The sequence below is a fragment of the Sphingobium subterraneum genome (genome assembly GCF_014199435.1).
Classification (GTDB): Bacteria; Pseudomonadota; Alphaproteobacteria; order Sphingomonadales; family Sphingomonadaceae; genus Sphingobium; species Sphingobium subterraneum.
Map to the genome: position 1 here is coordinate 1 of NZ_JACIJP010000003.1, position 23025 is coordinate 23025.

Here is a 23025-nt window from a genome sequence, read left to right on the forward strand (position 1 = left end):
AGCGCAAAGGCGCGTGTCCGATCAACCTTGCGCCATCGTGAAAGGGGGTCCCTTTTGCGCGCCGATAGGGGGTCCCGTTTGCACGCCGATTGACAGAGTTGGTCTCAGCATCGCCGCCTTTACGGGTGATGCTCTCAGCAACCAGGGTGTTCGAAATGTTGCGGATCTCGCGACGGTTGTTCCGGGACTGAGCTTCTCCCCAACCCTCACTGGCACTCCGGTTTATACCTTGAGAGGCATAGGGTTTTATGAAAGCTCCCTCTCAGCTTATCCCGCAGTGTCGGTTTATGTCGATGAGGTGCCGCTTCCTTTCCCCGCACTGACCTCTGAGGCGAGTCTCGATCTCGAACGTGTTGAAGTTTTGAAAGGCCCGCAAGGCATTCTTTTTGGGCAGAATTCGACGGGCGGCGCAATCAACTATATTGCGCGTAAGCCGACCAATAGCCTGGCGGCCGGCGCCAGCATTACTTACGGCCGTTTCAAGGATATTGAGGGAACGGCATTCGTCAGCGGTCCACTCACGCCGACCGTTTCAGCGCGACTGGCTGTGAGGGCTGAGCAGTCGGACGATTGGCAGTACAGCTATACCCGCTCCGACCGCATTGGCGGAACGAAGAAAATAGCTGGTCGACTGCTGCTGGATTGGCAGGCAAGCGACCGCCTAAAGCTGGAATTCAATGCAAATGGATGGATTGACCGATCCGATCCTCAGGCTGGCCAATTGGTCGGCTTCTCCTTGTCTAGCGGTGTTGCCTTAACGCCGAACGGCTTCAGGTTGCTGGCTTATCCCCTCGCTCCTCAGAATAATCGTGCCGCAGATTGGTCCTCCGATCTTCGTCCCAAAGGCAATAAACGAATGGGGCAATTATCTTTGCGAGGAACATACGAGGTCGGTGGGGCGACAATCACTTCCATTACCGCATACACCGCGTTTCGACGCCGCGATGTCCTAGACCAGGATGGTCTCAATCTTCATTCGCTCGACTATCCGCGTGCGGATGGCGACATCCGGTCATTTACTCAGGAGTTGCGGGCCGCAGGTGACAATAGCGCGCCTGTCCGATGGCTGGTTGGAGCGAACTACGAGCATTCAACTGTAAACGAAATTTTCCAAAATTATTACCCAGATTCCGCCGTTGTCGACCTTTTGAAAGGTGTTGCGGCGGGTGCAGGAGTCGATATCTCATTCTGGAACTCAAACAATTTTTACTCTGATCAAAAACTCACGAACTACGCTGGGTTTGCGAATTTTGAATTCGATGCGACGGACAAGCTCACGTTCAAGGCTGGCGGTCGCTACACAGACAGCTTGAGGAAGATCGAGTCCTGCAACTCGGATGATGGCACCGGTGGTGATGCTGCTCTGTTTAATTTCCTGTATGGGTTGCCGCGCCCTGGTACGCCGACCATTAAGATCGGACAGTGCGTGACCTCGTTCCAGACGCCTCAGGGTCGGGTGCCGGTGGACGTTGTACGAGTGAGACTGCATGAAGACAATTTCTCTTGGCGTGTGGGCGTAGACTTCAAGCCGACAACTACGACGCTCCTATTCGCTAATATATCAAAAGGTTATAAGGCAGGGAGCTCCCCCACTGCCGCGGCAGCCGACATCATTCAGTACAAGCCTGTCAAGCAAGAGTCTGTTCTTGCCTTCGAAGCGGGGATCAAGTCCCGTCCGTTCGGCCGGATACTCGATATAAATGCGAGCGCCTTTTACTATGATTACAGGAATAAGCAGCTGAGAACGCTTATTCTCGATCCGGTATTTGGTGATTTAAACAATCTCACAAATGTCCCTAAATCTACCGTAAAAGGTGTAGAACTCTCTACAACTATTCGACCAGTATCCGGCTTGGCCCTTTCGGGACAAGTGGCTTATATAACGACGCGTGTAGACAAATATATCGGTTATGATCCTGCAATCACGCCGAGGCAAAACGGGAACGCGGACTTTTCGGGTAGCCGTTTCCCATTCACTCCCAAGATCTCAGCAAGCGGAACGGCAGATTATGGCTGGCCGCTTTCCGATAAGCTGTCTGCAAGCTTGGGGGCGACCGTCACCTACAAGAGCCGCGCTACGGCGCTTATAGGAGGCTCGGCTATCGATGAAATCAAGCCCTATACTTTGCTCGACCTTCGAGCGGGAATCAAAAGCGAAGTTGACGGGTGGCGTGTCCAAGCCTGGGCAAAGAATGTAACCAACACGTACTACTGGACAAACGTAACAAGAAGTTATGATACGATTTTACGTTATACCGGTCGGCCCGCTACGTATGGAATAACTGTCGGAGTAGAGTTTTAGGGATAGCTCGGCCGCCGTATCTCTTCAAACGAGGCAACGGCGGCCATTGGAGCCAAGGACAAGAAGCCCTAGGCCGCGATCCGTGGATTCCTGGAACCGATCGGTCCTCGATATCTCGGTAAATGTGTCACGCTATATCGCAACATCTTCCAGCAATTATACAAGGTCTGCTGCGGACCGAAGTCCTTCCGCCCGTCGCGCCACCCAACATGCTCCGATTAATGATGATGATCCGGCTCAGCACCCCGCGATCATCAACGCGTGGCCTATCGTGGCTCTTTGGGAAACGGCTGCAATCGAGCGATCTGCTCGTCTGTCACCAATATAAATCGCCACATCCAATTTCCTCACAAAGCCTGGAGCCGAAGGCGTGCGTAGCACACCCAGATCACTGACCTAAAATGAATGGGTCCTGAGCCCAAATGCATTAACACATGAAGGATGGTCGCAAAGTCGCAGGCCGACAAAGCCCAACGTCAATTTTTTCAAATTTTCATCTCGCGCAAAGGCGGATTTTTAAGCCGGAATGGAATAGGCGATTTTACCCCTCCCCCCCGGCACCCCCCCCTTTATAAATTCCGAAATTCCTAGGCGCTCAGTTCGGCAATCCACCCGCACAGCGGGCCGCCTTCCGCGGCTCAATCGACGGCAGAGAGTGGTGATTTATCATCCCGCTCAGTGGGGATATGGTGGGGTGAATTTCAGGAGCAGTCTTCCAATGGCCTTTAACCTATTGAAAAGACTGGTGGGCGCGACAGGGATTGAACCTGTGACCCCACCCGTGTGAAGGGTGTGCTCTACCGCTGAGCTACGCGCCCCCATAAAGGGAAGCAGGCCATTGGCAGCAGGGCCGGTTCCTGTCAACCCGCTCGCTGCGCGCTTCCGGCCGCCATCAGCCGTTACGGCTCACTGCAACGATGCTCCAGCGTGCGAAGAGGCGATTTGCAGTTGCACACCGTCGCACTCCGAGTCGCCGCATTTGCAAGCCGCCACCACGTAGCGAATCCCCCCCATCACCAACATGTCACGATCGAACGCAACATTGTCGATCCCAGCATTTTCCGCTAATTCCCGTGCCTTAGTAAGCAAAGTGGAAGTTTCGATCATCATAACGAACACCCAGAGCGAATCGGTTTGGTAACGGATCTCTACTATTAACGATCGTTAAGGTTCCATGTTGCAGCGCACGATGCAAGCCCGATGGGTTGAACAGCGCCAAACGTCCGCCCATATGCGGCGACATGATGAACCACTCCTCTTCGTCCGCATCGTCGATGCCGCAATGGCACGGCACGACGATCCTTTCTGTCCGTAAAAATGGCCGCGTCGTCGTCGCAGGTGATGGCCAGGTCAGCATGGGTCCGACAATCATGAAGCCCAATGCCCGCAAGGTGCGCCGCCTGCATGACGGCTCGGTGATTGGTGGCTTTGCCGGTGCAACGGCAGACGCCTTTACCCTGTTCGAGCGTCTCGAAAGCAAGCTCGAACGCCACAATGGCCAGTTGATGCGCGCCGCCGTAGAACTCGCGAAGGACTGGCGGACCGACAAATATCTGCGCAACCTCGAAGCGATGATGGCGGTCGCCGACAAGGACATCACCCTCATCCTCACCGGCAATGGAGATGTCCTCGAACCGGTGGACGGCATTGCGGCGATCGGATCGGGCGGCAACTTCGCGCTCGCCGCCGCGCGCGGCCTGATGGACTATGAAGCCGACGCGGAGGTTCTCGCCCGCAAGGCCATGGCCATCGCCGCAGACCTGTGCGTCTACACCAACGGCAACGTCACCCTCGAAACGCTCGACAGCGTTTCCTGACCCTCACATCTCCACGGCATAAACAGACATGAAAAACACCCTGACCCCCAAAGCGATCGTCGCTGCGCTCGACGAGCATATCATCGGCCAGCAAGACGCAAAGCGCGCCGTTGCGGTCGCCCTGCGCAACCGCTGGCGGCGGCAGCAGCTTGACGCTGCGCTGCGCGATGAAGTGACGCCCAAGAACATCCTGATGATCGGCCCCACGGGCTGTGGCAAGACGGAGATTTCCCGCCGCCTCGCCAAGCTCGCCGATGCGCCCTTCGTGAAGGTGGAGGCGACCAAGTTCACCGAAGTCGGCTATGTCGGGCGCGACGTCGAACAGATCGTGCGCGATCTGGTCGAGGAAGCCATGCGCCTGGAGCGCGACCGCCGCCGCGAATCCGTGCGCGTTGCCGCGTCCGAAGCCGCGATGCAGCGCCTGCTCGACGCGCTCACCGGAAAGGAAGCAAGCGAGGCCACCCGCCTCTCCTACCGCCAGCGCATCGAAGACGGCCAGATGAACGATGCCGAAGTCGAGATCGAGGTCGCCGACTCGCCTTCAATGCCGATGGAAATCCCCGGCATGGGCGGGCAGATCGGCATGATCAACCTCTCCGAAATGATGGGCAAGGCGTTCGGGCAGCAGCAGAAGAAGCGTCGCAAGATGCGCGTGGCCGAAGCCTGGGACCGGCTGGTCGAGGAGGAGCAGGACAAGCGCCTCGATCAGGATGATGTCGCACGCGTTGCCCTCTCTGACGCCGAGCAGAACGGCATCGTGTTCATTGACGAGATCGACAAGATCGCGGTCAGCGACGTACGCGGTGGCTCCGTCAGTCGGGAAGGTGTGCAGCGCGACCTCCTGCCGCTGATCGAAGGCACGACCGTCGCGACCAAATATGGTCCGCTCAAGACCGACCACATCCTGTTCATTGCGTCTGGCGCGTTCCATGTGGCGAAGCCCAGCGACCTGCTGCCCGAGTTGCAGGGCCGCCTGCCGATCCGCGTCGAACTAAAGGGGCTGACAGAAGAGGATTTCGTCGCGATCCTGTCCGACACCAAGGCGTCGCTGGCGCAGCAGTACAAGGCGCTGCTCGCGACCGAGAACGTCAATATCGACCTGCGCGAAGACGGCATCCGTGCCGTGGCACGCACGGCCGCCGAGGTGAACAGCCAGATCGAGAATATCGGGGCGCGTCGCCTCCAGACGGTGATGGAAAAACTGCTGGAGGACATCAGCTTCCACGCCGAGGAACGCGGCGGAGAGACGCTGGTGGTCGACGCCGCTTATGTGGATTCCCAATTGAGCAGCATCGCGCGCAACACGGATTTGAGTAAGTATATCTTGTAATTTGCTACCGTTTTCATTTCCGTTCGTGTCGAGCGTAGTCGAGACACCGGCACACAGCCTCTCGACTACGCTCGAGGCGAACGGATGCGGGTTAAGGGTAGCATGCTTCCAATCAACGCTTGATTGCGGGAAGCCGATCAGTGAGCAATAGCACGTCCGATGATCGATTCCCCGCCGCCCTCGTTTTCTTCTGAGCCGCCCTTGCCTCCGGTGGGTGCGGAAGCGCCTGCGACGGCATCCCGCCCCTTTTGGCGCAGGGCGTTGCGTTTCGCGCCGTGGGGAGCCGCCGTCGCGGTTGCGCTGCTGCTCATCGCGATCGCGTGGCTGGCGGTAACCGCCCCGCTCTCGCGCTCACTAAAACCCAACGCTCCGCCCAGTATCACACTGCTTGCCAGCGACGGCTCGGTCATCGCCCGCACCGGCGCGATCATCGACAAGCCGATAACGCTCGATACACTGCCCGCCCATGTACCGCAGGCCTTCATCGCCATCGAGGATCGCCGCTTCTATAGCCATTGGGGCATCGACCCGCGCGGCATCGCCCGCGCGATGTGGCATAATTTCCGTGCAGGCTCGACCCAGCAGGGTGGTAGCACGATCACGCAACAGCTCGCCAAGGGCGTGTTCCTCAACGCCGACCGGACCGCCGCCCGCAAGATCCGCGAGGCGCTGATCGCGCTCTGGCTCGAAGCGTGGCTGACCAAGGACCAGATCCTGGAACGCTATCTGTCCAACGTCTATTTCGGCGATAATGTCTACGGCCTGCGCGCTGCCGCGCTCCATTATTTCAACCGCACGCCGGAACGGTTGACGATTCCGCAGGCTGCCATGCTCGCCGGGTTATTGAAGGCGCCCTCCCGCCTCGCCCCCACCAACAACCTGAAAGGCGCGCGGGCACGAGCAAAGCTCGTCACTCTCGCCATGGTCCGCGCCGGGTTTATCACCCAGGAACAGGAAGCCGCGCTGCCCCCTGCCCGGCTCAACGTTCACCCGCTGCGCGACGCGACCAGCGGCACCTATTTCACGGACTGGGTACTGGCGCAGGCACGCGACCGGGCTGGCGCCGTCTATGGCGAGCAGCAGATCACAACCACTCTCGACGCCAAGCTCCAGCGCACCGCCGAGGCCGCAGTCCGCCGCGCCGGGTTAGGCAAGAGCCAGATCGCGCTCGTCGCTATGAAGCCCAATGGCGAAGTCGTTGCGATGGTCGGCGGCAAAAGCTACGCGAAAAGCGCGTTCAATCGCGCGGTGCAGGCGCGCCGCCAGCCGGGATCGACCTTCAAGCTGTTCGTCTATCTTGCGGCTCTGCGTGCCGGGATGACGCCCGATGACATGATCGAGGACACGCCGATCACGATTGGCGACTATCGTCCGGAAAACCACAACCGGCGCTATCGCGGCCGCATCACCTTGCGTCAGGCCTTTGCCGGATCGAGCAACGTCGCCGCCGTCCGGCTGGCGCAGAAGGTCGGTATCCGCAATGTCATCGGTGCGGCGCGCATGCTGGGCGTTACTGCACCGCTGAGCGACAATCTCAGCCTCGCGCTCGGCACATCGGAAATCAGCCTGCTCGAACTGACGCAGGCCTATGCGGCAATCGCTGCCGGGCAATATCCGATCACCGCGCATGGCTTGCCGCAGGAAGAGCAGAGTTGGGTGGGCAGCCTGTTCGACCGCCAGCATGATTTCGGATCCACGGAACTGGAGGACATGCGCGACCTGCTTTCTTCCGCCGCCAATCGCGGCACGGGCAGCGCGGCCGCGCTCCGCACCAGCACATTCGGCAAGACCGGCACCACGCAGGATAGCCGCGACGCCCTGTTCGTTGGCTATGCAGGCGGATTGGTGACCGCCGTGTGGGTCGGCAATGATGACAACTCACCGCTTCCCGGTGCCTTTGGCGGCGGTCTGCCCGCGCGCATATGGCGGGATTTCATGAGCCGCGCCATCGGCGAGCCGCAACAGGAAGCTGCGCCGGCCGAAAACGCCATCGACGTCGATCTGGTGAACGCCATCGCCAATGTCACGCTCGATACGGACATCGGCAATGTCAGCGTGCAGATTTCCCCGCGCGGGCTGAACCTCGATCTGGGAAGCCCGCCGGGCCGCGACGCTCCCACGCCGCCTCCCGCCCCCGGACCGCCGCCGGTCGTGCCTACATCGCCCCAGGCCCCTTGACCCGGAAACGATGACAGCAAGAGAACGTCGCGCTTCAGGCTGAACGCAAAAGTCGTTTTTCGACCCGTCAGGCCGCCGATTTCAGCGCAGCCCCGGATCCGATTCCACGCAGTTGTCCTTCGCGCAGACGGAAGCGCCGCGTCATGTCGGCGAGCGCATCCGCCTCGGTGGCGAGCTGACGTGAAGCGGCATTGGACTGCTCGGCCATGGCCGCATTCTGCTGCGTCATGCGATCCATGTCGTTCACGGCCTCGCTGATATGCTGCAACGTGTCCGCCTGAAGCACCGCGCCTTCCGCCAGCCGCTGCATCGACTCGCCAACGTTCTTGATCTTGCCGACGATTGCTTCCAGCTTCTCACCGGTCTGTCCAACAAGCGCCGCGCCCCGGTCAACCTGTGCCGTGCTGTTGGAAATGAGATGCTTGATTCCCATGGCCGCATCCGAAGAACGCTGGGCCAGCGCGCGCACTTCGCTCGCTACGACGGCAAAGCCCTGCCCGGCATCGCCGGCTCGCGCCGCCTCGACGCCCGCATTTAGCGCCAGCAAATTGGTCTGGAATGCGATCCCCTCGATGACATCGACGATCTGGGCGATCTCGCCGGACGATTGCTGGATCATGTCCATCGCTTCGACTGCGGCCGTCACGACCGTGCCCCCCTCGGCAATCTCGCGCTGCATGTCGCCTACGGCTGTGTTGACGCTCGCCGCCTCGCGCGCGCCATCCTGCACCATCTGCGATACCTGGCCCATAGATGCAGCGGTTTCTTCCAGCGACGCCGACTGACGCTCGGTACGGCTGGCGAAGTCGTCGGACGCCGTGCGGATTTCGGTCGCGCCATTGTGGATATGCCCGGATCCCTGTGCCACCTTGCCGAGCACTGCGTTGAGCTTGTCCACGGTCGACTGAAAATCGTCTGCCAGCCGCGTGAATTCCACGGGCAGGTCCAGCCGTTCGATCGTGAGATCGCCGTCCGCGAGCCGCTCCAAAGCCTTGCCAAAGGTTTCGACCGTCTGGGCGCGAATGGCGCTTTCGGCTTCGAAATAGGCCGACATGGCAATTTCCATGTCCAGCAGCGCCGTGCGGGTCAGTGCCACCATACGCCGTCCCAGCCGCTTTACGCCGGGCAGATGCGCGAACCAGGACGTCGCGAACATATGCTCGATCAGATCCGCCAGCACGCGTGCGTAGCCACCAATATACCAGCGCGGTTCCAGCCCGATGCGCGAATGCACGAGGCCAATCTGCCGTGCACTTGCGGCATACTGCTCGGTTTGCGGCCCGGCGAAGAGATGCTGCCAGTGGCGGATCTGCGCCTTGCGCGCCCGCGCCATAGACTCAGAAGAAGAGAACATCTTGGAGAGCTGCGGCGTCTGCGCAATATGCCTGTAGAAACCCTCCAGTGCGCGATCCCCCGCCGTGTCGAGCGCGCGCCGTATCGCCGGGTAGTGCTTTTCATCACCGGCGATTCCGAAAAACGATAGGCTTTCGCTTAAATGCTGCCGATCCTGCGACATGATTACCCTCTCCCGCGTTGTGTCTCATTATAGTAAAGACGGGAGGTTAACCGACAAATAATTGAAATTTAAGGATTGTTTCAGCACGCATACACTGTCGCACAGAAAAAGGGCCGACGTCATCATGACGCCGGCCCCTGTTCTTTTGCCGTATATAAGCGTGTGTTACGCCACTTGTGCGGCGAAGTCCCCTTCCGCTTCCGGATCGCGCAGCACATAGCCACGGCCCCACACGGTTTCGATATAGTTGTCCCCGCCACATGCCAGCGCCAGCTTCTTGCGCAGCTTGCAGATGAACACGTCGATGATCTTGAGTTCCGGCTCGTCCATCCCGCCATACAGGTGGTTGAGGAACATCTCCTTGGTCAGCGTCGTCCCCTTGCGCAGCGACAACAGCTCCAGCATCGCATATTCTTTGCCGGTCAGGTGCACGCGGTTGCCGTCGACTTCCACGGTCTTGGCGTCGAGGTTCACGGCAAGCTTCCCCGTGCGAATAACCGACTGCGAATGACCCTTCGAACGGCGCACAACCGCGTGGATGCGGGCCACCAGTTCCTCGCGATGAAACGGCTTGGTCACATAATCGTCCGCGCCGAAGCCAAAGCTGCGTACCTTGCTGTCCATTTCCGAAATGCCGGACAGGATCAGCACCGGCGTCTGCACCTTGGCATTGCGCAGCTTCTTGAGCACGTCATAACCATGCATATCGGGCAGGTTAAGATCCAGGCAGATGATGTCGTAATCATACAGCTTGCCCAGATCGAGGCCTTCCTCGCCCAGGTCCGTCGTGTAGACGTTAAAGCCCTCGGTCGTCAGCATCAGCTCGATGGCTTTCGCCGTTGTCGGTTCGTCTTCGATCAGCAGCACGCGCATATGCAGCCCCTTGTTCGCTATTGCCCATTATAGGCTTGACAAATGTGTCCGTTGCATTCCGACCCTAGAACGGCAACTGGAAATCTTTATTAACTAAAAACACAGTGAACGCAAAAGGTTAATTTCCCCTTAACCGGCCTGAGTCCACGAGTCGCGCTGTTTCGAATCTGTTTTCAACAGCTTAACGGATGCAAAAATTTTCTCGTGCGACTCGAAAATTGGCGGAAAACCGTCCCGTTTCGGCGTTAAGAAAAATAAACCATAAGGCCGGTGGGTTCCACCGTCTTGCGATCACTGGCCGAGGAACAGCCTGCGGCTCGTCGCATTTTTGGAAAAAAGGCGGTCCAAAACGATCGGAAACGCCAAGGCTGCCAACAATAACAACGGCTTGGAGGCATAAGGGGCGGCATAATGGATCACCGCGACGTGCACATACATGATGACAAGGGACATCCGGCCCAGCGCGCAAAGGGGGTTCCAGTCCGCCAGGCGCGCTATCCCGCCCAGCGCCAGAGACAATGCCACCGCACCGGCCAGTGACAGCGCTGGCACACCGTAATCGCCGACCTTCATGTTGAGCGGCACCGGCCCCCATGTCGCGCCTGCCACGATCACAGCCACCGACGCCATGGCCGCCACCGCGATCAACCGGCGATCGGGTTCCACGGTCCGCCACAGCGCGCCGACCCACAGCAATCCGACCGCCACCGGCATACTGAGGAGACCAAGGGGCGAAAAATCACTGGCCAGGCCCAGCGCCCAGCCGATCACGAACGCTGTCAACCCGACGGCGCACCACCGCCAGTCGCGCGGGTCAGGCCAATATCCCGCAATGAAATTCTGTATGATCCGTGCGAAGAACAAGCAGGGCGCGAACCAGAAGATCGTGAACGGCCCGCGCAGCTCCGACCCGCCAACAGTCAGCCGCCACAGCGCATCCGCAGCGTCGCGGAAGATGGGATGATTTCCACGCAGGCTCTCGAACCCCCAATCGAAGAGCGCGAGGCTCAACAAAAACGCGGCGTAGGGGATGGCCATGCCCTGCGCCAGCCGGGGCAAAAATTGCGCCATCGGTCGCGGGCGGAACATATATCCCGACAGCAGGAAGAACAAAGGCATGTGAAAGGAGTATATAAAATCGCGAACCGGCCCGCGCGTCCACACATGGGCGATAACCACCGTGATGATGCCAATGCCCTTGGCCGCGTCAACCCAGTCGAGCCGCTTCGCGACGACCGCCGCCTGCGCTTCCGCGCCGCTCCCCACAACTGTGCTTTCCCCCGCCATGCGACATGCCTATAGCATGGCGTCGGTTCGTCAATGATTGTACGCGGCCCGCCGAAAATTGCTCCCCCCGCGTAGAAGAAGGTAGAAACGTTGCCCGTCTCCCATATGTCACCATTGGCCGATCGCATCCTGTTCATGGACGGCGAAGCGATCGTCATCGACAAGCCCGCGGGGCTGCCGGTCGATCCGCCACGTGACGGATCGCTATCGCTGGAAAATCACCTCGCCTCTCTGACCTTCGGCTTTCACCGCTGGCCGCTCGCCGTGCACCGGCTGGACCGCGACACCAGCGGCTGCCTGCTGCTCGCGCGCAACCCCAAGGCGCACAAACGCTTCACCCAGACGTTCGAAAGCCAGAAGATCGGCAAAACCTACGTTGCGGTACTCGACGGCATTGTCGAGGCGGAGAGCGGGACCATCGAGCTGCCGCTGCGCAAGGTCAGCAGCGCGGAGGAAGGCTGGCGTATCGTGGGAGATCTCGGCGCGAAGCGCCCAGGTACCAAGCATGCGACGACCGAGTGGAATGTCGTCACCCGGAAAGACGGGCGCACGCTCGTTGCCTTTCACCCCGCCACCGGCCGAACCCACCAGATCCGCGTCCACGCGCTCGAAGGGCTGGGCCTGCCGATCGTAGGCGATCCGGTCTATGGTACGGCATCGCCCGGCCACATGCCGATGCTGCTTCACGCCCTTCGTCTTGAAGTCCCGCGCGCCAACGGCAAGGCGCCCATCATAGCGACCGCGCCCCTGCCCGACCGCTTCATCACCGCCGGGTTCGCGGCAGAGCTGATGGAAGAGAGAACTGCAGCGCCCTCCCCCGCACCCCACGATGTCGCACTTTGATCCGGACAGCTATGTCGTCCCGGCCGATGCGCTGGAGGAACGCTTTATCACCGCGGGCGGCCCGGGGGGACAGAACGTCAACAAGGTCGCGACCGCCGTACAGCTGCGTGTCGATGTCTATCGCCTCGGCCTGACGCCGTACGTTTTTGCCCGCCTCAAGACCCTTGCCGGGTCGCGCTTCAGTTCGACCGGTACGCTCGTCATCCAGGCGCAGCGTTTCCGCACACAGGAAGCCAACCGGGAAGACGCCCGCGCGCGCCTGGTCGACCTCATCGCCAAAGCCCATGAGCGCGCACCCCGCCGTATCGCCACCAAGCCCAGCCGCGCCGCCAAGGCACGCCGCGTCGACGCCAAGAAGGCGCGCGCCTCGGTGAAGCAAGGCCGAGGGCGTGTGGACCACGACTGACCACGTCGCGTGCCGCGTTAACCATAAGCTGGCCGGAGAGCCTACGCGTTGCCCGGCATCTGGCCCGTTTCGAGACAGCAAAAAGCCAAGGATTTCTTGGAAACCCGCCTGAACCTATGGTATTTTCGGGGTTCTGGATCTTTGCGGCCAACGCGCCGTTTTCGTGCGATCGAAACAGGGAGTATTAACCATGCGTCGCCTTTTACTGTCGGGCCTTGCCCTGGGTCTGGTGAGCGGTTTTGCCCCCGCCGCGATCGCGAACGACTCAGGTCGTACGCCCACCGGCATGCCTTCTTCGACGACATGGCATCAAGGCGGCTATGGCATGCAACGCGGGCACGGCGGCGTTCGCGGCATGCCAGCGCGCCGCGCGTTCGTCGGCTATGTCCTGCCGCGCGTCTGGATGCAGCGCGTCTATTATATTCCCAATTACAGCGTCTACGGACTGCCAGCGCCGACCTATGGCTATGGCTGGTCGCGCTATTATGACGATGCGGTCCTCACCGACCGATACGGCCGCGTTTATGACAGCCGCTCCGGCATCGCGTGGGACCGTGGCTATGACGGATATCGGGACGATCGTCGGCGCGGCAATGCTGTGGCGGGCGGCGTGATCGGGGGCGTCGTGGGTGGCGTCATCGGCAACCGCATCGCAGGAAGCGGCAACCGCGTCGTCGGCACCGTGCTCAGCGCAGGTGCGGGCGCGCTCGCCGGAACCGCGATCGCCAACGCCGCGTCCGACCGGCGCGATCCCCCGCCCCCTCCCGGACCGCGCGGACCCGGCCCGGTCCCCTATGACATGAGCGTCACGTCCGATGACCATGTCACCTACAATGGTGGGACATCCGGCCGCTGGGTCGGCACATGGTATGGCGACGACGGCCGCGTCTATTCCGGCGAATATCGCGGACGCTACGATGGAACCGTGTCGGGCGAAGATCACGGCAAGAAGCACAAGAAGCGCAAACGCCACCATCATGATGAAGAGATCAGCGGCGGCCCGCACTGGTCCGATCTGCCGCCCCCGCCCGAACCGATGCCCGCCGATGGCCCGCATGAGGGCTATTACGCCAATGGCTATTATTATCCCGGCACGACGGTCACGACCACAGTGATCGAACCGAACTGCACCAAGACGACCAAGGTCACCTATGTGACGGAAACGGTTTCACGCCCCGCCCGGCGGGTGGTGCATCGCCCGTCCAAGCTCGTGCGCATCAAATCCGCACCGACCAAGCTGGTGCCGGTCAAGTAAGGAACCAAGGAGTGTGGAGGATGGCTCCAGGTTGAGCCGAGAACGTGGATTTGGGAGTACCGGAGCGCATCGACCTCAAAGGTCGTGAGCACCAGAACGGAGGAAATCTGCGTTCGTAGGTCCGCATGGGACGATCCTCCGCACTCCTATCCCCGCCCGAACAGTTTTTCGATATCCCCATGCGCCAGCTTGATCCACGTTGGGCGGCCATGGTTGCACTGGCCGCTGTGTGGGGTGACCTCCATCTCGCGCAGCAGGGCATTCATCTCAGCGACGGAGAGCATCCGCCCCGCCCGAACCGACCCGTGGCACGCCATCGTCGCGGCGACATGGTCGATCCGCTCCTGTAGCCCCAGCGCCGCCCCGTGCGCGGCGAAATCATCGGCGAGATCGCGCACCAGTCCCTGCACGTCGCCCGCGCCCAGCATTGCCGGGGTTGCCCGCACCAGCATCGCCGACGGCCCGAAGCGCTCCAGTTCCAGGCCGAACGCCGCAAGCTCCCCGGCGTGCTCTTCCAGCCGGTCGCAGGCCGGTTCCTCCAGCTCCACCACTTCGGGCAGTAGCAGCGCCTGCGATGGCACGGTCGCCCCACCGATCGCGCGGCGCAATCGCTCTAGCACCAGCCGCTCATGCGCGGCATGCTGATCGACCAGCACCAGTCCGTCCTCGGCCTCCGCCACGATATAGGTCTTGGCCACCTGCCCGCGCGCCACGCCCAGCGGAAAGCTACGCGCCTCGGGCGGCGTGACTTCCGCCATTTCCGCGCGCGCCATGGGCGGCGGCGTGGTGAAGTGGGTGCGGCGGTCTGCAAATCCGGCAAAACTCTGTGCCGCCTCGGCCAAGGCAGCCTGCGGAAACGCTGAGCGCTCGAAGATCGGCATCGCCCCGATCGGCGTCGGCGAGACTGGCTCGGCCTGCCACGCCGCCATGGCGCTGCCATCCGGCCGCTGCACCGATCGAAATCCCGCCTCGTCGAGCGCTCGGCGCAAGCCGCTCACCAGCATGCCGCGCACCAGCGCCGGATCGCGAAAACGCACTTCGGTCTTCGCCGGGTGGACGTTTACGTCGACCATCTCCGGCGGCACGTCGAGGAACAGCGCCAGCACGGGATGCCGGTCCCGCGCCAGCAGATCGGCATAGGCCGCGCGCACCGATCCGACCAGCAACCGGTCCCGCACCGGCCGCCCATTGACGAACAGATACTGATGATCTGCCACCCCACGATGGTAGGTGGGCAGGCCCGCAATACCCGCAAGCCTGATCCCTTCCCGCTCCAGCGAGACGATCACATGGTTGTCGCCCAGCGCACGGTCAGTAAGGGACGCAACGCGACTCTCCCGCCCCTCGCCGCCCTGTACGGACAAAGCACGGCGCCCGTCATGCTCCAGCACGAACGCCACATCGGGTTGCGCCATCGCCAGCCGCCGTACGACATCCAGGCAGGCCGCATATTCCGACCGGGGCGAGCGCAGAAACTTGCGTCGCGCTGGCACCCGCGCAAACAGGCTTTCGACCCGCACCGTCGTTCCGGGAGGCAAAGCCGCCGGGCCGTCAGATACCACCGCACCATTGTCGACCACCCGCTGCCAGCCATCCGCGCCCCGTACCCGGCTCTCGATCGACAGCTGCGCCACGCTGGCGATCGACGGCAACGCCTCGCCGCGAAATCCAAGCGTCTGAACCTGCTCGATATTCTCGTCCGGCAGCTTCGATGTCGCATGCCGTTCCAACGCCAGCGCAATATCCGACGGAGCCATACCGCATCCATCGTCACTCACCTCGATCCGGTCGAGCCCCCCGTTCGACAGCCGAACCGTGATGCGCGCGGCACCCGCGTCGATGGCATTTTCCACCAGTTCCTTGAGCGCGCTGGCAGGGCGTTCGACCACCTCACCCGCCGCGATGCGATTGACCAGATGTTCGGGAAGGCGGCGTATTGACATATCGACCGCACTAGCCCAAGCGAACGCATTCCGCGACCCGCCACCGGACATTTTTTTGCCCAGTACTGCCGTGGCGAGCAACCGGAATGGGGAATTTTCCGCGCCGCTCCCGCTCCGGGCTGGGCGCTATCGAAACAGGATAAGGCATGTCGATTTTTTCGCGCTTGTTCAAATTTTCATCGCAGGACATGGCTATCGATTTGGGGACGGCCAACACCGTGGTGTATGTGCGCGGGCGCGGCATCGTCCTCAATGAACCATCCGTGGTGGCCGTCGAAACGATCAACGGCGTGAAGCGGGTCAAGGCCGTGGGCGACGACGCGAAGCTGATGATGGGCAAGACCCCGGATTCGATCGAGGCGATCCGCCCGCTGCGCGACGGCGTGATTGCTGACATCGACGTGGCCGAGCAGATGATCAAGCACTTCATCACCAAGGTGCATGGCGGCAAGGCTCGCCCATGGCGCTTCCCGGAAATCGTCATCTGCGTGCCCTCCGGCTCCACCAGCGTCGAGCGCCGCGCGATCCGTGATGCGGCCAGCAATGCGGGCGCGAGCCAGGTGTTCCTGATCGAGGAGCCGATGGCCGCTGCGATCGGCGCGGACATGCCCGTCACTGAACCGATCGGGTCGATGGTCGTCGACATCGGCGGGGGCACCACCGAAGTTGCCGTGCTGTCGCTGCGCGGCCTCGCCTACACCACGTCGGTGCGCGTGGGCGGCGACAAGATGGACGAAGCAATCGTCTCATACGTCCGCCGCCATCACAACCTGCTGATCGGCGAAGCGACGGCCGAGCGCATCAAGAAAGAATATGGCGTTGCCCAGCCGCCCGCCGATGGCGTTGGCCAGACCATTCACATCAAGGGCCGCGATCTCGTCAACGGCGTACCCAAGGAAATCTCGATCAACCAGGGGCAGATCGCCGAAGCGCTCGCCGAGCCGATCGGCACGATCGTCGAGGGCGTCCGCATTGCGCTGGAAAACACCGCGCCGGAACTCGCCGCCGACATCGTCGATCAGGGCATCGTGCTTACCGGCGGTGGCGCGTTGCTGAAAGGTCTGGATGACGAGCTTCGCGACGAAACAGGCCTGCCCGTCACCATTGCGGAGGATCCGCTGACCTGCGTCGCGATCGGCACCGGGCGCGCGCTGGAAGATCCGATCTACCGCGGCGTTCTGCAAACCGCTTAACCGGCTGGGGAGACGGCTGGACATGGTGCAACCATCCCGGCGGCGCCCCGGCGTGAACAGACGGGCCCAATACGGCCTGTTCGCGAGCTACGTCATCGCGGTGACGGGCGCGCTGTTCGGGCTGCTTCTCATCATTGTTGCCAGGGCGGACCCGGCGGGCTTCGCGGTGCTGCGCTCCGCCATCGCCGAAGTGACGCGCCCCGTGTCCGGTAGCCTGCAACGATTGGTGAGCGGCGTCGGCTCGCTCGACGAGAATATCGTCGCTTATGTCAACGCGGGTTCCCAGAACGCCGCCCTGCGCCGCCAGGTTGACGCCAATCGCACGCGCCTGATCGAGGCGGCTGCGATCGAACAAGAAAATCTGCGCCTCAAGAAGCTGCTTAACCTCGTTCAGAACACGCAGGGCAACCTTGCGACCGCACGCTTGATCGGATCGACCACCAGTATCACCCGCCGCATCGCGCGTATCGACGCCGGGCGCAGTCGCGGCGTCCTGCCCGGCATGCCGGTGCGCGCGCCGGAGGGGCTGATCGGTCGGGTCATCGTGTCTGGTCCCAACACTGCCGATGTTCTCCTGCTGACCGACAGCCAGAACATCATTCCCGTCCGGCGCGCGAAGGACAATATCGCCGCCATTTGCACCGGGTTGGACGACGGCACAGTGGAGATCCGCCCGCTCAACCCCGGCAATAATCCCTTCCGCCCGGGCGACATCATGGTAACAACTGGCACCGGCGGCCTTTACAGCCCCAATATCCCGGTCGCGATTGTCGTGTCGCAACGCAACGGCATGGCCATCGGTGTACCGCTGGCCAGTCCCGCCCGCGTCGAGGCTGTGGTGGTGCAGCGCCCTTACGACATCGACCTCGCCCCGCCTCTCGACCAAGGCGACGCGCCACGCAATGAGGCGGACGCCGCCAAGCGGGCGCAGCAAAAATGACTCCGACACCGCAAAGTCGTCTCGGCGCGACACCGTCGCGCACCCGGCTGATGGGGACGCCGGTAGCGACCGTGATGTTCGGTTCGCTCATCGGCGCGCTCCTCCCCATCGTCGCGCAATCACCGACGCTGCCGCCCTTCGGCCTTCTGTTTCTGCTGGCGTGGCGCTTGCTACACCCGACGCTCTGGCCTCTTTGGATCGGCGTTCCGCTGGGTGCGTTCGACGATCTTGCGACCGGCGCTCCGCTCGGCAGCGCCGTGTTTCTGTGGACGGCTGTGATGATTGCGATCGAGATGATCGACCGACGCATCTTTTGGCGCGATTACTGGAATGACTGGCTGATCGCGCTGGTTGCCGTCGCCTTCTGCCTGCTCGGCGGCGCGCTCTTTGCACGGATCGCCGGAAGCCATGCCCCGTTCTGGCTGCTGCTGCCACAAATCCTCTGGTCCGCACTTGCCTATCCGCTTATGGTCCGCCTGACCGCGACAGTGGACCGATGGCGGATCATGGCATGAAATTTCCCAAGCTGACCCCCAGTAACGTTACCGAGGCCAGCCTTTCCTTCACCTTTACCCGCCGCGCGATGGTGCTCGGCGGGCTTCAGGGGGGAATAGCCGCGCTGCTCGCCGTGCGCATGGCGTGGATCAGCGTTGCCGAGAACGAGAAATACACGCTGCTGTCGGAAAGCAACCGGGTCAACCTGACGCTCGTTCCGCCGCGCCGGGGCTGGATCATCGACCGCCACGGCAAGCCGCTCGCCAACAACCGCACGGATTTCCGCGTCGACATCATCCCCGACCGGCTACGCGACCGCGAAGCGACAATCCACACCCTCGCTCAGCTTCTCGCGCTCGCGCCCGATGAAGTGCAGCGGATCGAGGAGGATCTCAACAAGGCCGCCGGGTTCCAGCCCGTGCAGGTCGCCGCGGATCTCAGTTACGACCAGTTCGCTGCGATCAGCGTTCGCCTGCCGGATCTTCCCGGCGTCGCGCCCGCGCAGGGCTTCTCCCGCAACTACCCGGCGGGGCCATCCGTCGGACACCTGCTCGGCTATGTCGGCGCGGCGTCCGCCAAGGATTATGAGGAAAACAAAGACCCTCTCCTCATCACGCCCGGTTTCAAGCTGGGCAAGGACGGTCTGGAAAAATCCTTCGAGAGAGCCCTGACCGGAAAGCCGGGCGCCAAGCGGGTGGAGGTCACGGCGCGCGGCAAGGTCGTGCGCGAACTGACGACGCGGGCCGACGTGCCAGGGCGCAACGTGCGCCTTACGATCGACGCGGGACTGCAGGAATATGCCGGCCGCCGCCTCGGCACACAGAGCGGATCGGTCGTCGTCATCGACTGCCAGACCGGCGACATCGTCGCCATGGCGTCCATGCCCAGCTTCGATCCTAATAGCTTTTCTGACGGTATCAGCCAGACCGAATGGAGCATGCTGTCCGAAGACGATCATGTTCCGCTGCGCAACAAGACGCTGCAGGGTCTCTATCCCCCCGGCTCGACGGTCAAGCCGATGATCGCCCTATCCTTCCTCGAGGCCGGATTGCCCGCCACCGACCGCGTCAACTGCACCGGCTCGATCCGGCTCGGCAACCGGCTGTTCCACTGCCACAAGCGCAGTGGCCACGGCGGTGTCGACATGCACAATGCCATCAAGCTCAGCTGCAACGTCTATTTCTACACCATGGCGCAGCGCATCGGCATGCCGACCATCGCCGAAATGTCGCGCCGGGTCGGTCTGGGCCAGAAGTTCCCGCTGCCCTTTTCCAGCCAGAGCTACGGCACCGTCCCCGACCCGGAGTGGAAGAAACGGAAATATGATGCGGAGTGGCAGGTCTATGACACGGTAAACGCCACGATTGGCCAAGGCTATATGCTCATCAACCCGACCCAGCTTGCGGTGATGGCGGCGCGGCTTGCCTCGGGCAAATTGCTGGTCCCCAACCTCGTGCATGACCCCCGGAGGAGACCGCCCGAGCTGCTTGGCGTCCGTCCCGAAAATATTGAGGTCATCCGCAATGCGATGAGCGCCGTGGTCAACGGCGGCGGGACAGGCGGGGCCGCACGTATCTCAGTGCCGGGCGTATTAATGGCGGGCAAGACCGGCACAGCGCAGTCACGCGGCATCCGGGACGGGCAACGCAACAACGCCTCCCTGCCGTTCAAGGCGCGGGACCATGCATTGTTCGAGGGCTTCGCGCCCTACGACAATCCGCGCTACGCAATCGGGACGATCATCGAGCATGGCGGGCATCTCAACCGCATCGAAGACGCCCCGATGATCTCGGGCGATGTCCTCTCCTATCTCTACGATCCGGCCGGGGCGCTGGAACGGCTGACGAAATACGAGGCGGGGTGGGGTGGCACGCCGCAGCAGCGGATGGAAAAGCGGATGGCCGCCTATCGCATCGCCAAGGGTCTCGTGCCCGCACCGGTCGATGACGCGGCCAATGCCGCCAATGCAACGGCGGCGGCTGTCAACGAGACCGCTCCCTCGCCCCCAGCAGCCGCAGTGCCGACGGACGCCCCCAATGCGCAGGAGGTTGCGGATTGAGCATCGTCCCTTATTCCATCGCGCGGCTGCCCTGGAAACTCATGGGCCTGCTCACCGCCATCGCCGGTTTCGGTACGATCGTGCTCTACAGCGCGGCGGGCGGCAGCATCACGCCCTGGGCGATCAACCAGATCATCCGCTTCACGCTGTTCAGCGCGATGGCGCTCACCCTTGCGCGGTTACCGGTTTCGCTGTTCGCCGCGTACGCGCTGCCCGGCTATGTTGCGGTCCTCGGCGCGCTGGTGCTGGTCGAACTGATCGGCGGCGTGGCGGGGGGGAGCCAGCGCTGGATCAACCTCGGCTTCATGCAGTTGCAGCCGTCAGAATTCATGAAACCCGTCATTGTGCTGGCTGTTGCCCAATTTTATGCGCGCCTGCCCGTGGGCGAAGTCCGCCGCTGGAATGCCATCTGGCCCGCGCTGGTGATGATCGGTCTTCCTGCCGTGCTGGTGCTGATCCAGCCGGATCTCGGCACCGCAACGATGATTACGGCGGGTGGCGTGACGGTGATGTTTCTCGCTGGCCTTCCCCTACGTCTGTTCATCGGTGCGGGCGCGGCGGGCGCGTGCATCGTCCCCATCGCGTTCAGTTTCCTGCACGATTACCAGCAGAAACGCGTACTCATCTTCCTGGACCCCGAAAGCGATCCGCTCGGCGCGGGCTACCATATCAGCCAGTCGAAGATCGCCATTGGGTCCGGCGGGCTGTTCGGCAAGGGCTTCCTCAACGGCACGCAAAGCCACCTGGACTATTTGCCCGAAGGCCACACCGATTTCGTGTTTGCCACCATGGCGGAGGAATGGGGGCTGATGGGCGGCGTGCTGCTTATCCTCGGCTTTGTGCTGCTGTTCCGCTGGGGGATCAAGGTCTCGATGCGCGCGCAGGACCGCTTCTCCCGCCTCACGGCGGCGGGCCTCACCACCACGATCTTCTTCTATGTCGCGATCAACCTCATGATGGTGATGGGCCTTGCGCCGGTCGTCGGCATCCCCCTGCCTTTCATGTCCTATGGTGGGTCGTCGATGCTGACAGTGATGCTTTGCATCGGCATCATCATGGCCATCGATCGCAGCGCGCGACACAACAACAGCGGGACGTGGCGGTAGACGACAACCGCCCCGCCGTGCGTTATGCGACCGCCGCAATCACCCGCTGCGCCATGACGAGATGCGGCCGATCGATCATCTTTCCATCCAGCTTGAGCGCTCCCGTTCCTGGGTTTTCCGCAAAGGCGGCGATGACCGCGCGGGCATGGGCCACTTCCACCTCGGTCGGGGTAAAACCGGCGTTGATGACCGCCACCTGAGACGGATGAATGGCCATCATCCCGGTAAAGCCATCACGCCGCGCCCGCGCCACAAATTTGGCAAGTCCTTGCTCGTTGGCGATGTCCGGGAACACCGTCTCGATGGCGTCGACACCCGCCGCATGCGCGCCGAACAGCGTTAACGCACGCACCATTTCATAAGGCGGCGTGTAGCGGCCATCGACTTCGCGCGCCGTGCTGGCGCCGATCGCGGCCGGCAGATCCTCGGCGCCCCAGGTCAATCCGGCAAGATGCCCCGCGACCGTGCCATAGCTTCCCAGCTGGAACACGGCCGCAGCCGTCTCAGACGCGATGGGCAGGATGGGGACCGGCGTGTCTCCCGTCATCTCGACCAGCCGCTGCACGGACGCCGCGCCTTCCGCCTTGGGCAGCATCACCCCGTCCGGCCCGGCGGGCAGCACGGCCGCCAGATCGCTCGCCGTCATTCCGCCATCCAGCGGATTGACGCGCACGAAGGCCCGCACATCCCGTTCCTGGGCCAGCCATTCGGCGATCGCACCGCGCGCGAAGTCTTTCCTCTCCGGCGCAACGCTGTCTTCGAGGTCGAGGATGAGAGCGTCCGCGCCGCTCGCCGCCGCCTTTCCGAAACGCTCCGGCCGGTCGCCCGGCACGAACAACAACGATCGCATCCTCATGCTTTCGGCTTCCGCTTTAACAGCGCCGAGCGAAGACACTGGCACACAACCTCGTCGCGCTGGTTGATCAGCCAGTGCGTAAAGGTGACGATCCCTGCGTCGGGCCGCGACTTCGATTCCCGCAGCTCTGTAACGACCGTCTCCGCACGCATCGTATCGCCAATGAATACCGGCTTGGGCATGACCAGCTTGTCATACCCCAGATTGGCGATCAGCGTCCCCACAGTCGTGTCGCCGACCGACAGCCCGGCCATCAGTGCGAAGGTGAAGGTGCCGTTGACGAGGATCTGCCCGAACTCGGACGCTTTTGCTGCCTCGACATCGATGTGCAGCGGCTGTGGATTGTGGGTCATGGCCGAAAACAGCAGATTGTCGGTTTCCGTGACCGTGCGCCGGATTTCATGAACGATCCTGTCGCCCACCACCCATTCGTCGAAATATTTTCCTGCCATCCGCGTCCCCTCCTGGCGCGCCTGATACCCAAGCACCCTACCCTTGTCACCGCTGGTCGCTCGCCTGGAGCGGAAATACGCCTGCACCTATGCAAAAAAGCCACAGGGCACTGCATGTTTTCCTGCAATCGGTGGCGGGCTACGGACACATGTATCTTTGCCGACAAGCTTGCG

19 protein-coding genes, 1 tRNA gene and 1 pseudogene are annotated in these 23025 nt (G+C 62.2%); 12 read left to right on the forward strand and 9 right to left on the reverse strand.

The genetic code is table 11. The features are described from left to right. On the forward strand, positions 1-2302 hold a 2302-nt coding region (locus FHS92_RS10495), incomplete at its 5' end, for a TonB-dependent receptor (RefSeq protein ID WP_221231012.1). A 146-nt stretch (positions 2303-2448) separates the two neighbouring features. Here FHS92_RS10495 and FHS92_RS18335 read toward each other — a convergent pair. The 3 genes and pseudogenes from FHS92_RS18335 to FHS92_RS10505 all read right to left on the reverse strand — a co-directional run. Beyond that, a pseudogene (locus FHS92_RS18335) lies at positions 2449-2640 on the reverse strand (transposase); the annotation flags it as partial. Positions 2641-3045: 405 nt separating this feature from the next. Continuing rightward, positions 3046-3120: transfer RNA gene (locus tag FHS92_RS10500), tRNA-Val, on the reverse strand. Between the two features lie 88 nt (positions 3121-3208). Beyond that, entirely contained in the window at positions 3209-3412 is a 204-nt protein-coding gene (locus FHS92_RS10505; protein ID WP_246351937.1) for a hypothetical protein, read from the reverse strand. A gap of 164 nt (positions 3413-3576) precedes the next feature. Here FHS92_RS10505 and hslV point away from each other — a divergent pair, with 164 nt between their 5' ends. The 3 genes from hslV (at position 3577) to FHS92_RS10520 (ending at position 7627) form a co-directional block, all read left to right on the forward strand. Continuing rightward, positions 3577-4119, forward strand: coding sequence for an ATP-dependent protease subunit HslV (gene hslV, locus FHS92_RS10510; RefSeq protein ID WP_184080919.1), 543 nt, complete (start codon positions 3577-3579; stop codon positions 4117-4119). A gap of 28 nt (positions 4120-4147) precedes the next feature. After that, positions 4148-5449 carry an ATP-dependent protease ATPase subunit HslU gene (gene hslU / locus FHS92_RS10515; RefSeq protein ID WP_184080403.1) on the forward strand — a complete coding sequence of 434 codons (1302 nt, stop codon included), beginning with the start codon at positions 4148-4150 and terminating at the stop codon, positions 5447-5449. 159 nt (positions 5450-5608) lie between these two features. Beyond that, positions 5609-7627, forward strand: a complete 2019-nt coding sequence (locus FHS92_RS10520; RefSeq protein WP_184080405.1) for a transglycosylase domain-containing protein — start codon at positions 5609-5611, stop codon at positions 7625-7627. Positions 7628-7694: 67 nt separating this feature from the next. On the opposite strand, the gene FHS92_RS10525 is transcribed toward FHS92_RS10520, so the two are convergent. From FHS92_RS10525 to FHS92_RS10535, 3 genes are all read right to left on the reverse strand, one after another. Next, positions 7695-9143 (reverse strand): globin-coupled sensor protein, encoded by a 1449-nt coding sequence (locus FHS92_RS10525; RefSeq protein WP_184080407.1) that lies wholly within the window; start codon positions 9141-9143, stop codon positions 7695-7697. A gap of 165 nt (positions 9144-9308) precedes the next feature. Beyond that, on the reverse strand, positions 9309-10016 hold the full coding sequence (ctrA, locus tag FHS92_RS10530; RefSeq protein ID WP_184080409.1) for a response regulator transcription factor CtrA: 708 nt from the start codon (positions 10014-10016) through the stop codon (positions 9309-9311). Positions 10017-10307: 291 nt separating this feature from the next. After that, positions 10308-11303, reverse strand: a complete 996-nt coding sequence (locus tag FHS92_RS10535; protein WP_184080411.1) for an acyltransferase family protein — start codon at positions 11301-11303, stop codon at positions 10308-10310. Positions 11304-11408: 105 nt separating this feature from the next. On the opposite strand from FHS92_RS10535, the gene FHS92_RS10540 reads away from it, so the two are divergent. The 3 genes from FHS92_RS10540 to FHS92_RS10550 all read left to right on the forward strand — a co-directional run bounded on the left by FHS92_RS10540 (position 11409) and on the right by FHS92_RS10550 (position 13807). After that, the gene (locus FHS92_RS10540) at positions 11409-12146 is read left to right on the forward strand and encodes an RluA family pseudouridine synthase (protein WP_184080413.1); all 738 of its coding nucleotides are present in this window, start codon (positions 11409-11411) and stop codon (positions 12144-12146) included. Then, positions 12133-12552, forward strand: a complete 420-nt coding sequence (gene arfB, locus FHS92_RS10545) for an alternative ribosome rescue aminoacyl-tRNA hydrolase ArfB (RefSeq protein ID WP_184080415.1) — start codon at positions 12133-12135, stop codon at positions 12550-12552. The genes FHS92_RS10540 and arfB overlap by 14 nt, the downstream gene beginning before the upstream one ends. A gap of 190 nt (positions 12553-12742) precedes the next feature. After that, a complete protein-coding gene (locus tag FHS92_RS10550) occupies positions 12743-13807 on the forward strand; it encodes an RcnB family protein (protein ID WP_246351938.1) in 1065 nt (354 codons plus the stop codon). Between the two features lie 146 nt (positions 13808-13953). Here the strand turns inward: FHS92_RS10550 and mutL are convergent, their stop codons facing one another. Beyond that, positions 13954-15750: a DNA mismatch repair endonuclease MutL gene (gene mutL / locus FHS92_RS10555; protein ID WP_184080417.1), complete on the reverse strand. Its 1797-nt coding sequence runs from the start codon at positions 15748-15750 to the stop codon at positions 13954-13956. 146 nt (positions 15751-15896) lie between these two features. Here mutL and FHS92_RS10560 point away from each other — a divergent pair, with 146 nt between their 5' ends. The 5 genes from FHS92_RS10560 to rodA are packed head-to-tail and all read left to right on the forward strand — an operon-like array spanning position 15897 to position 21543. Continuing rightward, positions 15897-16943 (forward strand): rod shape-determining protein, encoded by a 1047-nt coding sequence (locus tag FHS92_RS10560; RefSeq protein WP_184080419.1) that lies wholly within the window; start codon positions 15897-15899, stop codon positions 16941-16943. A 22-nt stretch (positions 16944-16965) separates the two neighbouring features. Next, complete coding sequence (mreC, locus tag FHS92_RS10565; protein WP_184080421.1) at positions 16966-17883, forward strand: rod shape-determining protein MreC; 918 nt, start codon at positions 16966-16968, stop codon at positions 17881-17883. After that, positions 17880-18398, forward strand: coding sequence for a rod shape-determining protein MreD (mreD, locus tag FHS92_RS10570; protein WP_184080423.1), 519 nt, complete (start codon positions 17880-17882; stop codon positions 18396-18398). Before mreC ends, mreD begins: the two co-directional genes overlap by 4 nt. Further along, a complete protein-coding gene (mrdA, locus tag FHS92_RS10575; RefSeq protein WP_184080425.1) occupies positions 18395-20437 on the forward strand; it encodes a penicillin-binding protein 2 in 2043 nt (680 codons plus the stop codon). The genes mreD and mrdA overlap by 4 nt, the downstream gene beginning before the upstream one ends. Further along, positions 20434-21543 (forward strand): rod shape-determining protein RodA, encoded by a 1110-nt coding sequence (gene rodA / locus FHS92_RS10580; protein WP_184080427.1) that lies wholly within the window; start codon positions 20434-20436, stop codon positions 21541-21543. Before mrdA ends, rodA begins: the two co-directional genes overlap by 4 nt. Positions 21544-21565: 22 nt before the next feature. On the opposite strand, the gene FHS92_RS10585 is transcribed toward rodA, so the two are convergent. Continuing rightward, entirely contained in the window at positions 21566-22399 is an 834-nt protein-coding gene (locus FHS92_RS10585; protein WP_184080429.1) for an HpcH/HpaI aldolase/citrate lyase family protein, read from the reverse strand. Further along, entirely contained in the window at positions 22396-22851 is a 456-nt protein-coding gene (locus FHS92_RS10590; protein ID WP_184080431.1) for a MaoC family dehydratase, read from the reverse strand. Before FHS92_RS10590 ends, FHS92_RS10585 begins: the two co-directional genes overlap by 4 nt. Positions 22852-23025 lie beyond the last annotated feature (174 nt).

What these genes read in the sequence shown, in the direction of transcription:
- FHS92_RS10585 (WP_184080429.1), bottom strand. Translation starts at nt 22,399, where the DNA reads ATGAGGATGCGATCGTTGTTGTTCGTGCCGGGCGACCGGCCGGAGCGT.
- FHS92_RS10550 (WP_246351938.1), top strand. Translation starts at nt 12,743, where the DNA reads ATGCGTCGCCTTTTACTGTCGGGCCTTGCCCTGGGTCTGGTGAGCGGT.
- FHS92_RS10590 (WP_184080431.1), bottom strand. Translation starts at nt 22,851, where the DNA reads ATGGCAGGAAAATATTTCGACGAATGGGTGGTGGGCGACAGGATCGTT.
- FHS92_RS10540 (WP_184080413.1), top strand. Translation starts at nt 11,409, where the DNA reads ATGTCACCATTGGCCGATCGCATCCTGTTCATGGACGGCGAAGCGATC.
- hslV (WP_184080919.1), top strand. Translation starts at nt 3,577, where the DNA reads ATGCCGCAATGGCACGGCACGACGATCCTTTCTGTCCGTAAAAATGGC.
- mreD (WP_184080423.1), top strand. Translation starts at nt 17,880, where the DNA reads ATGACTCCGACACCGCAAAGTCGTCTCGGCGCGACACCGTCGCGCACC.
- ctrA (WP_184080409.1), bottom strand. Translation starts at nt 10,016, where the DNA reads ATGCGCGTGCTGCTGATCGAAGACGAACCGACAACGGCGAAAGCCATC.
- mutL (WP_184080417.1), bottom strand. Translation starts at nt 15,750, where the DNA reads ATGTCAATACGCCGCCTTCCCGAACATCTGGTCAATCGCATCGCGGCG.
- FHS92_RS10525 (WP_184080407.1), bottom strand. Translation starts at nt 9,143, where the DNA reads ATGTCGCAGGATCGGCAGCATTTAAGCGAAAGCCTATCGTTTTTCGGA.
- arfB (WP_184080415.1), top strand. Translation starts at nt 12,133, where the DNA reads ATGTCGCACTTTGATCCGGACAGCTATGTCGTCCCGGCCGATGCGCTG.
- FHS92_RS10535 (WP_184080411.1), bottom strand. Translation starts at nt 11,303, where the DNA reads ATGGCGGGGGAAAGCACAGTTGTGGGGAGCGGCGCGGAAGCGCAGGCG.
- FHS92_RS10560 (WP_184080419.1), top strand. Translation starts at nt 15,897, where the DNA reads ATGTCGATTTTTTCGCGCTTGTTCAAATTTTCATCGCAGGACATGGCT.
- mrdA (WP_184080425.1), top strand. Translation starts at nt 18,395, where the DNA reads ATGAAATTTCCCAAGCTGACCCCCAGTAACGTTACCGAGGCCAGCCTT.
- hslU (WP_184080403.1), top strand. Translation starts at nt 4,148, where the DNA reads ATGAAAAACACCCTGACCCCCAAAGCGATCGTCGCTGCGCTCGACGAG.
- FHS92_RS10520 (WP_184080405.1), top strand. Translation starts at nt 5,609, where the DNA reads ATGATCGATTCCCCGCCGCCCTCGTTTTCTTCTGAGCCGCCCTTGCCT.
- mreC (WP_184080421.1), top strand. Translation starts at nt 16,966, where the DNA reads ATGGTGCAACCATCCCGGCGGCGCCCCGGCGTGAACAGACGGGCCCAA.
- FHS92_RS10505 (WP_246351937.1), bottom strand. Translation starts at nt 3,412, where the DNA reads ATGATGATCGAAACTTCCACTTTGCTTACTAAGGCACGGGAATTAGCG.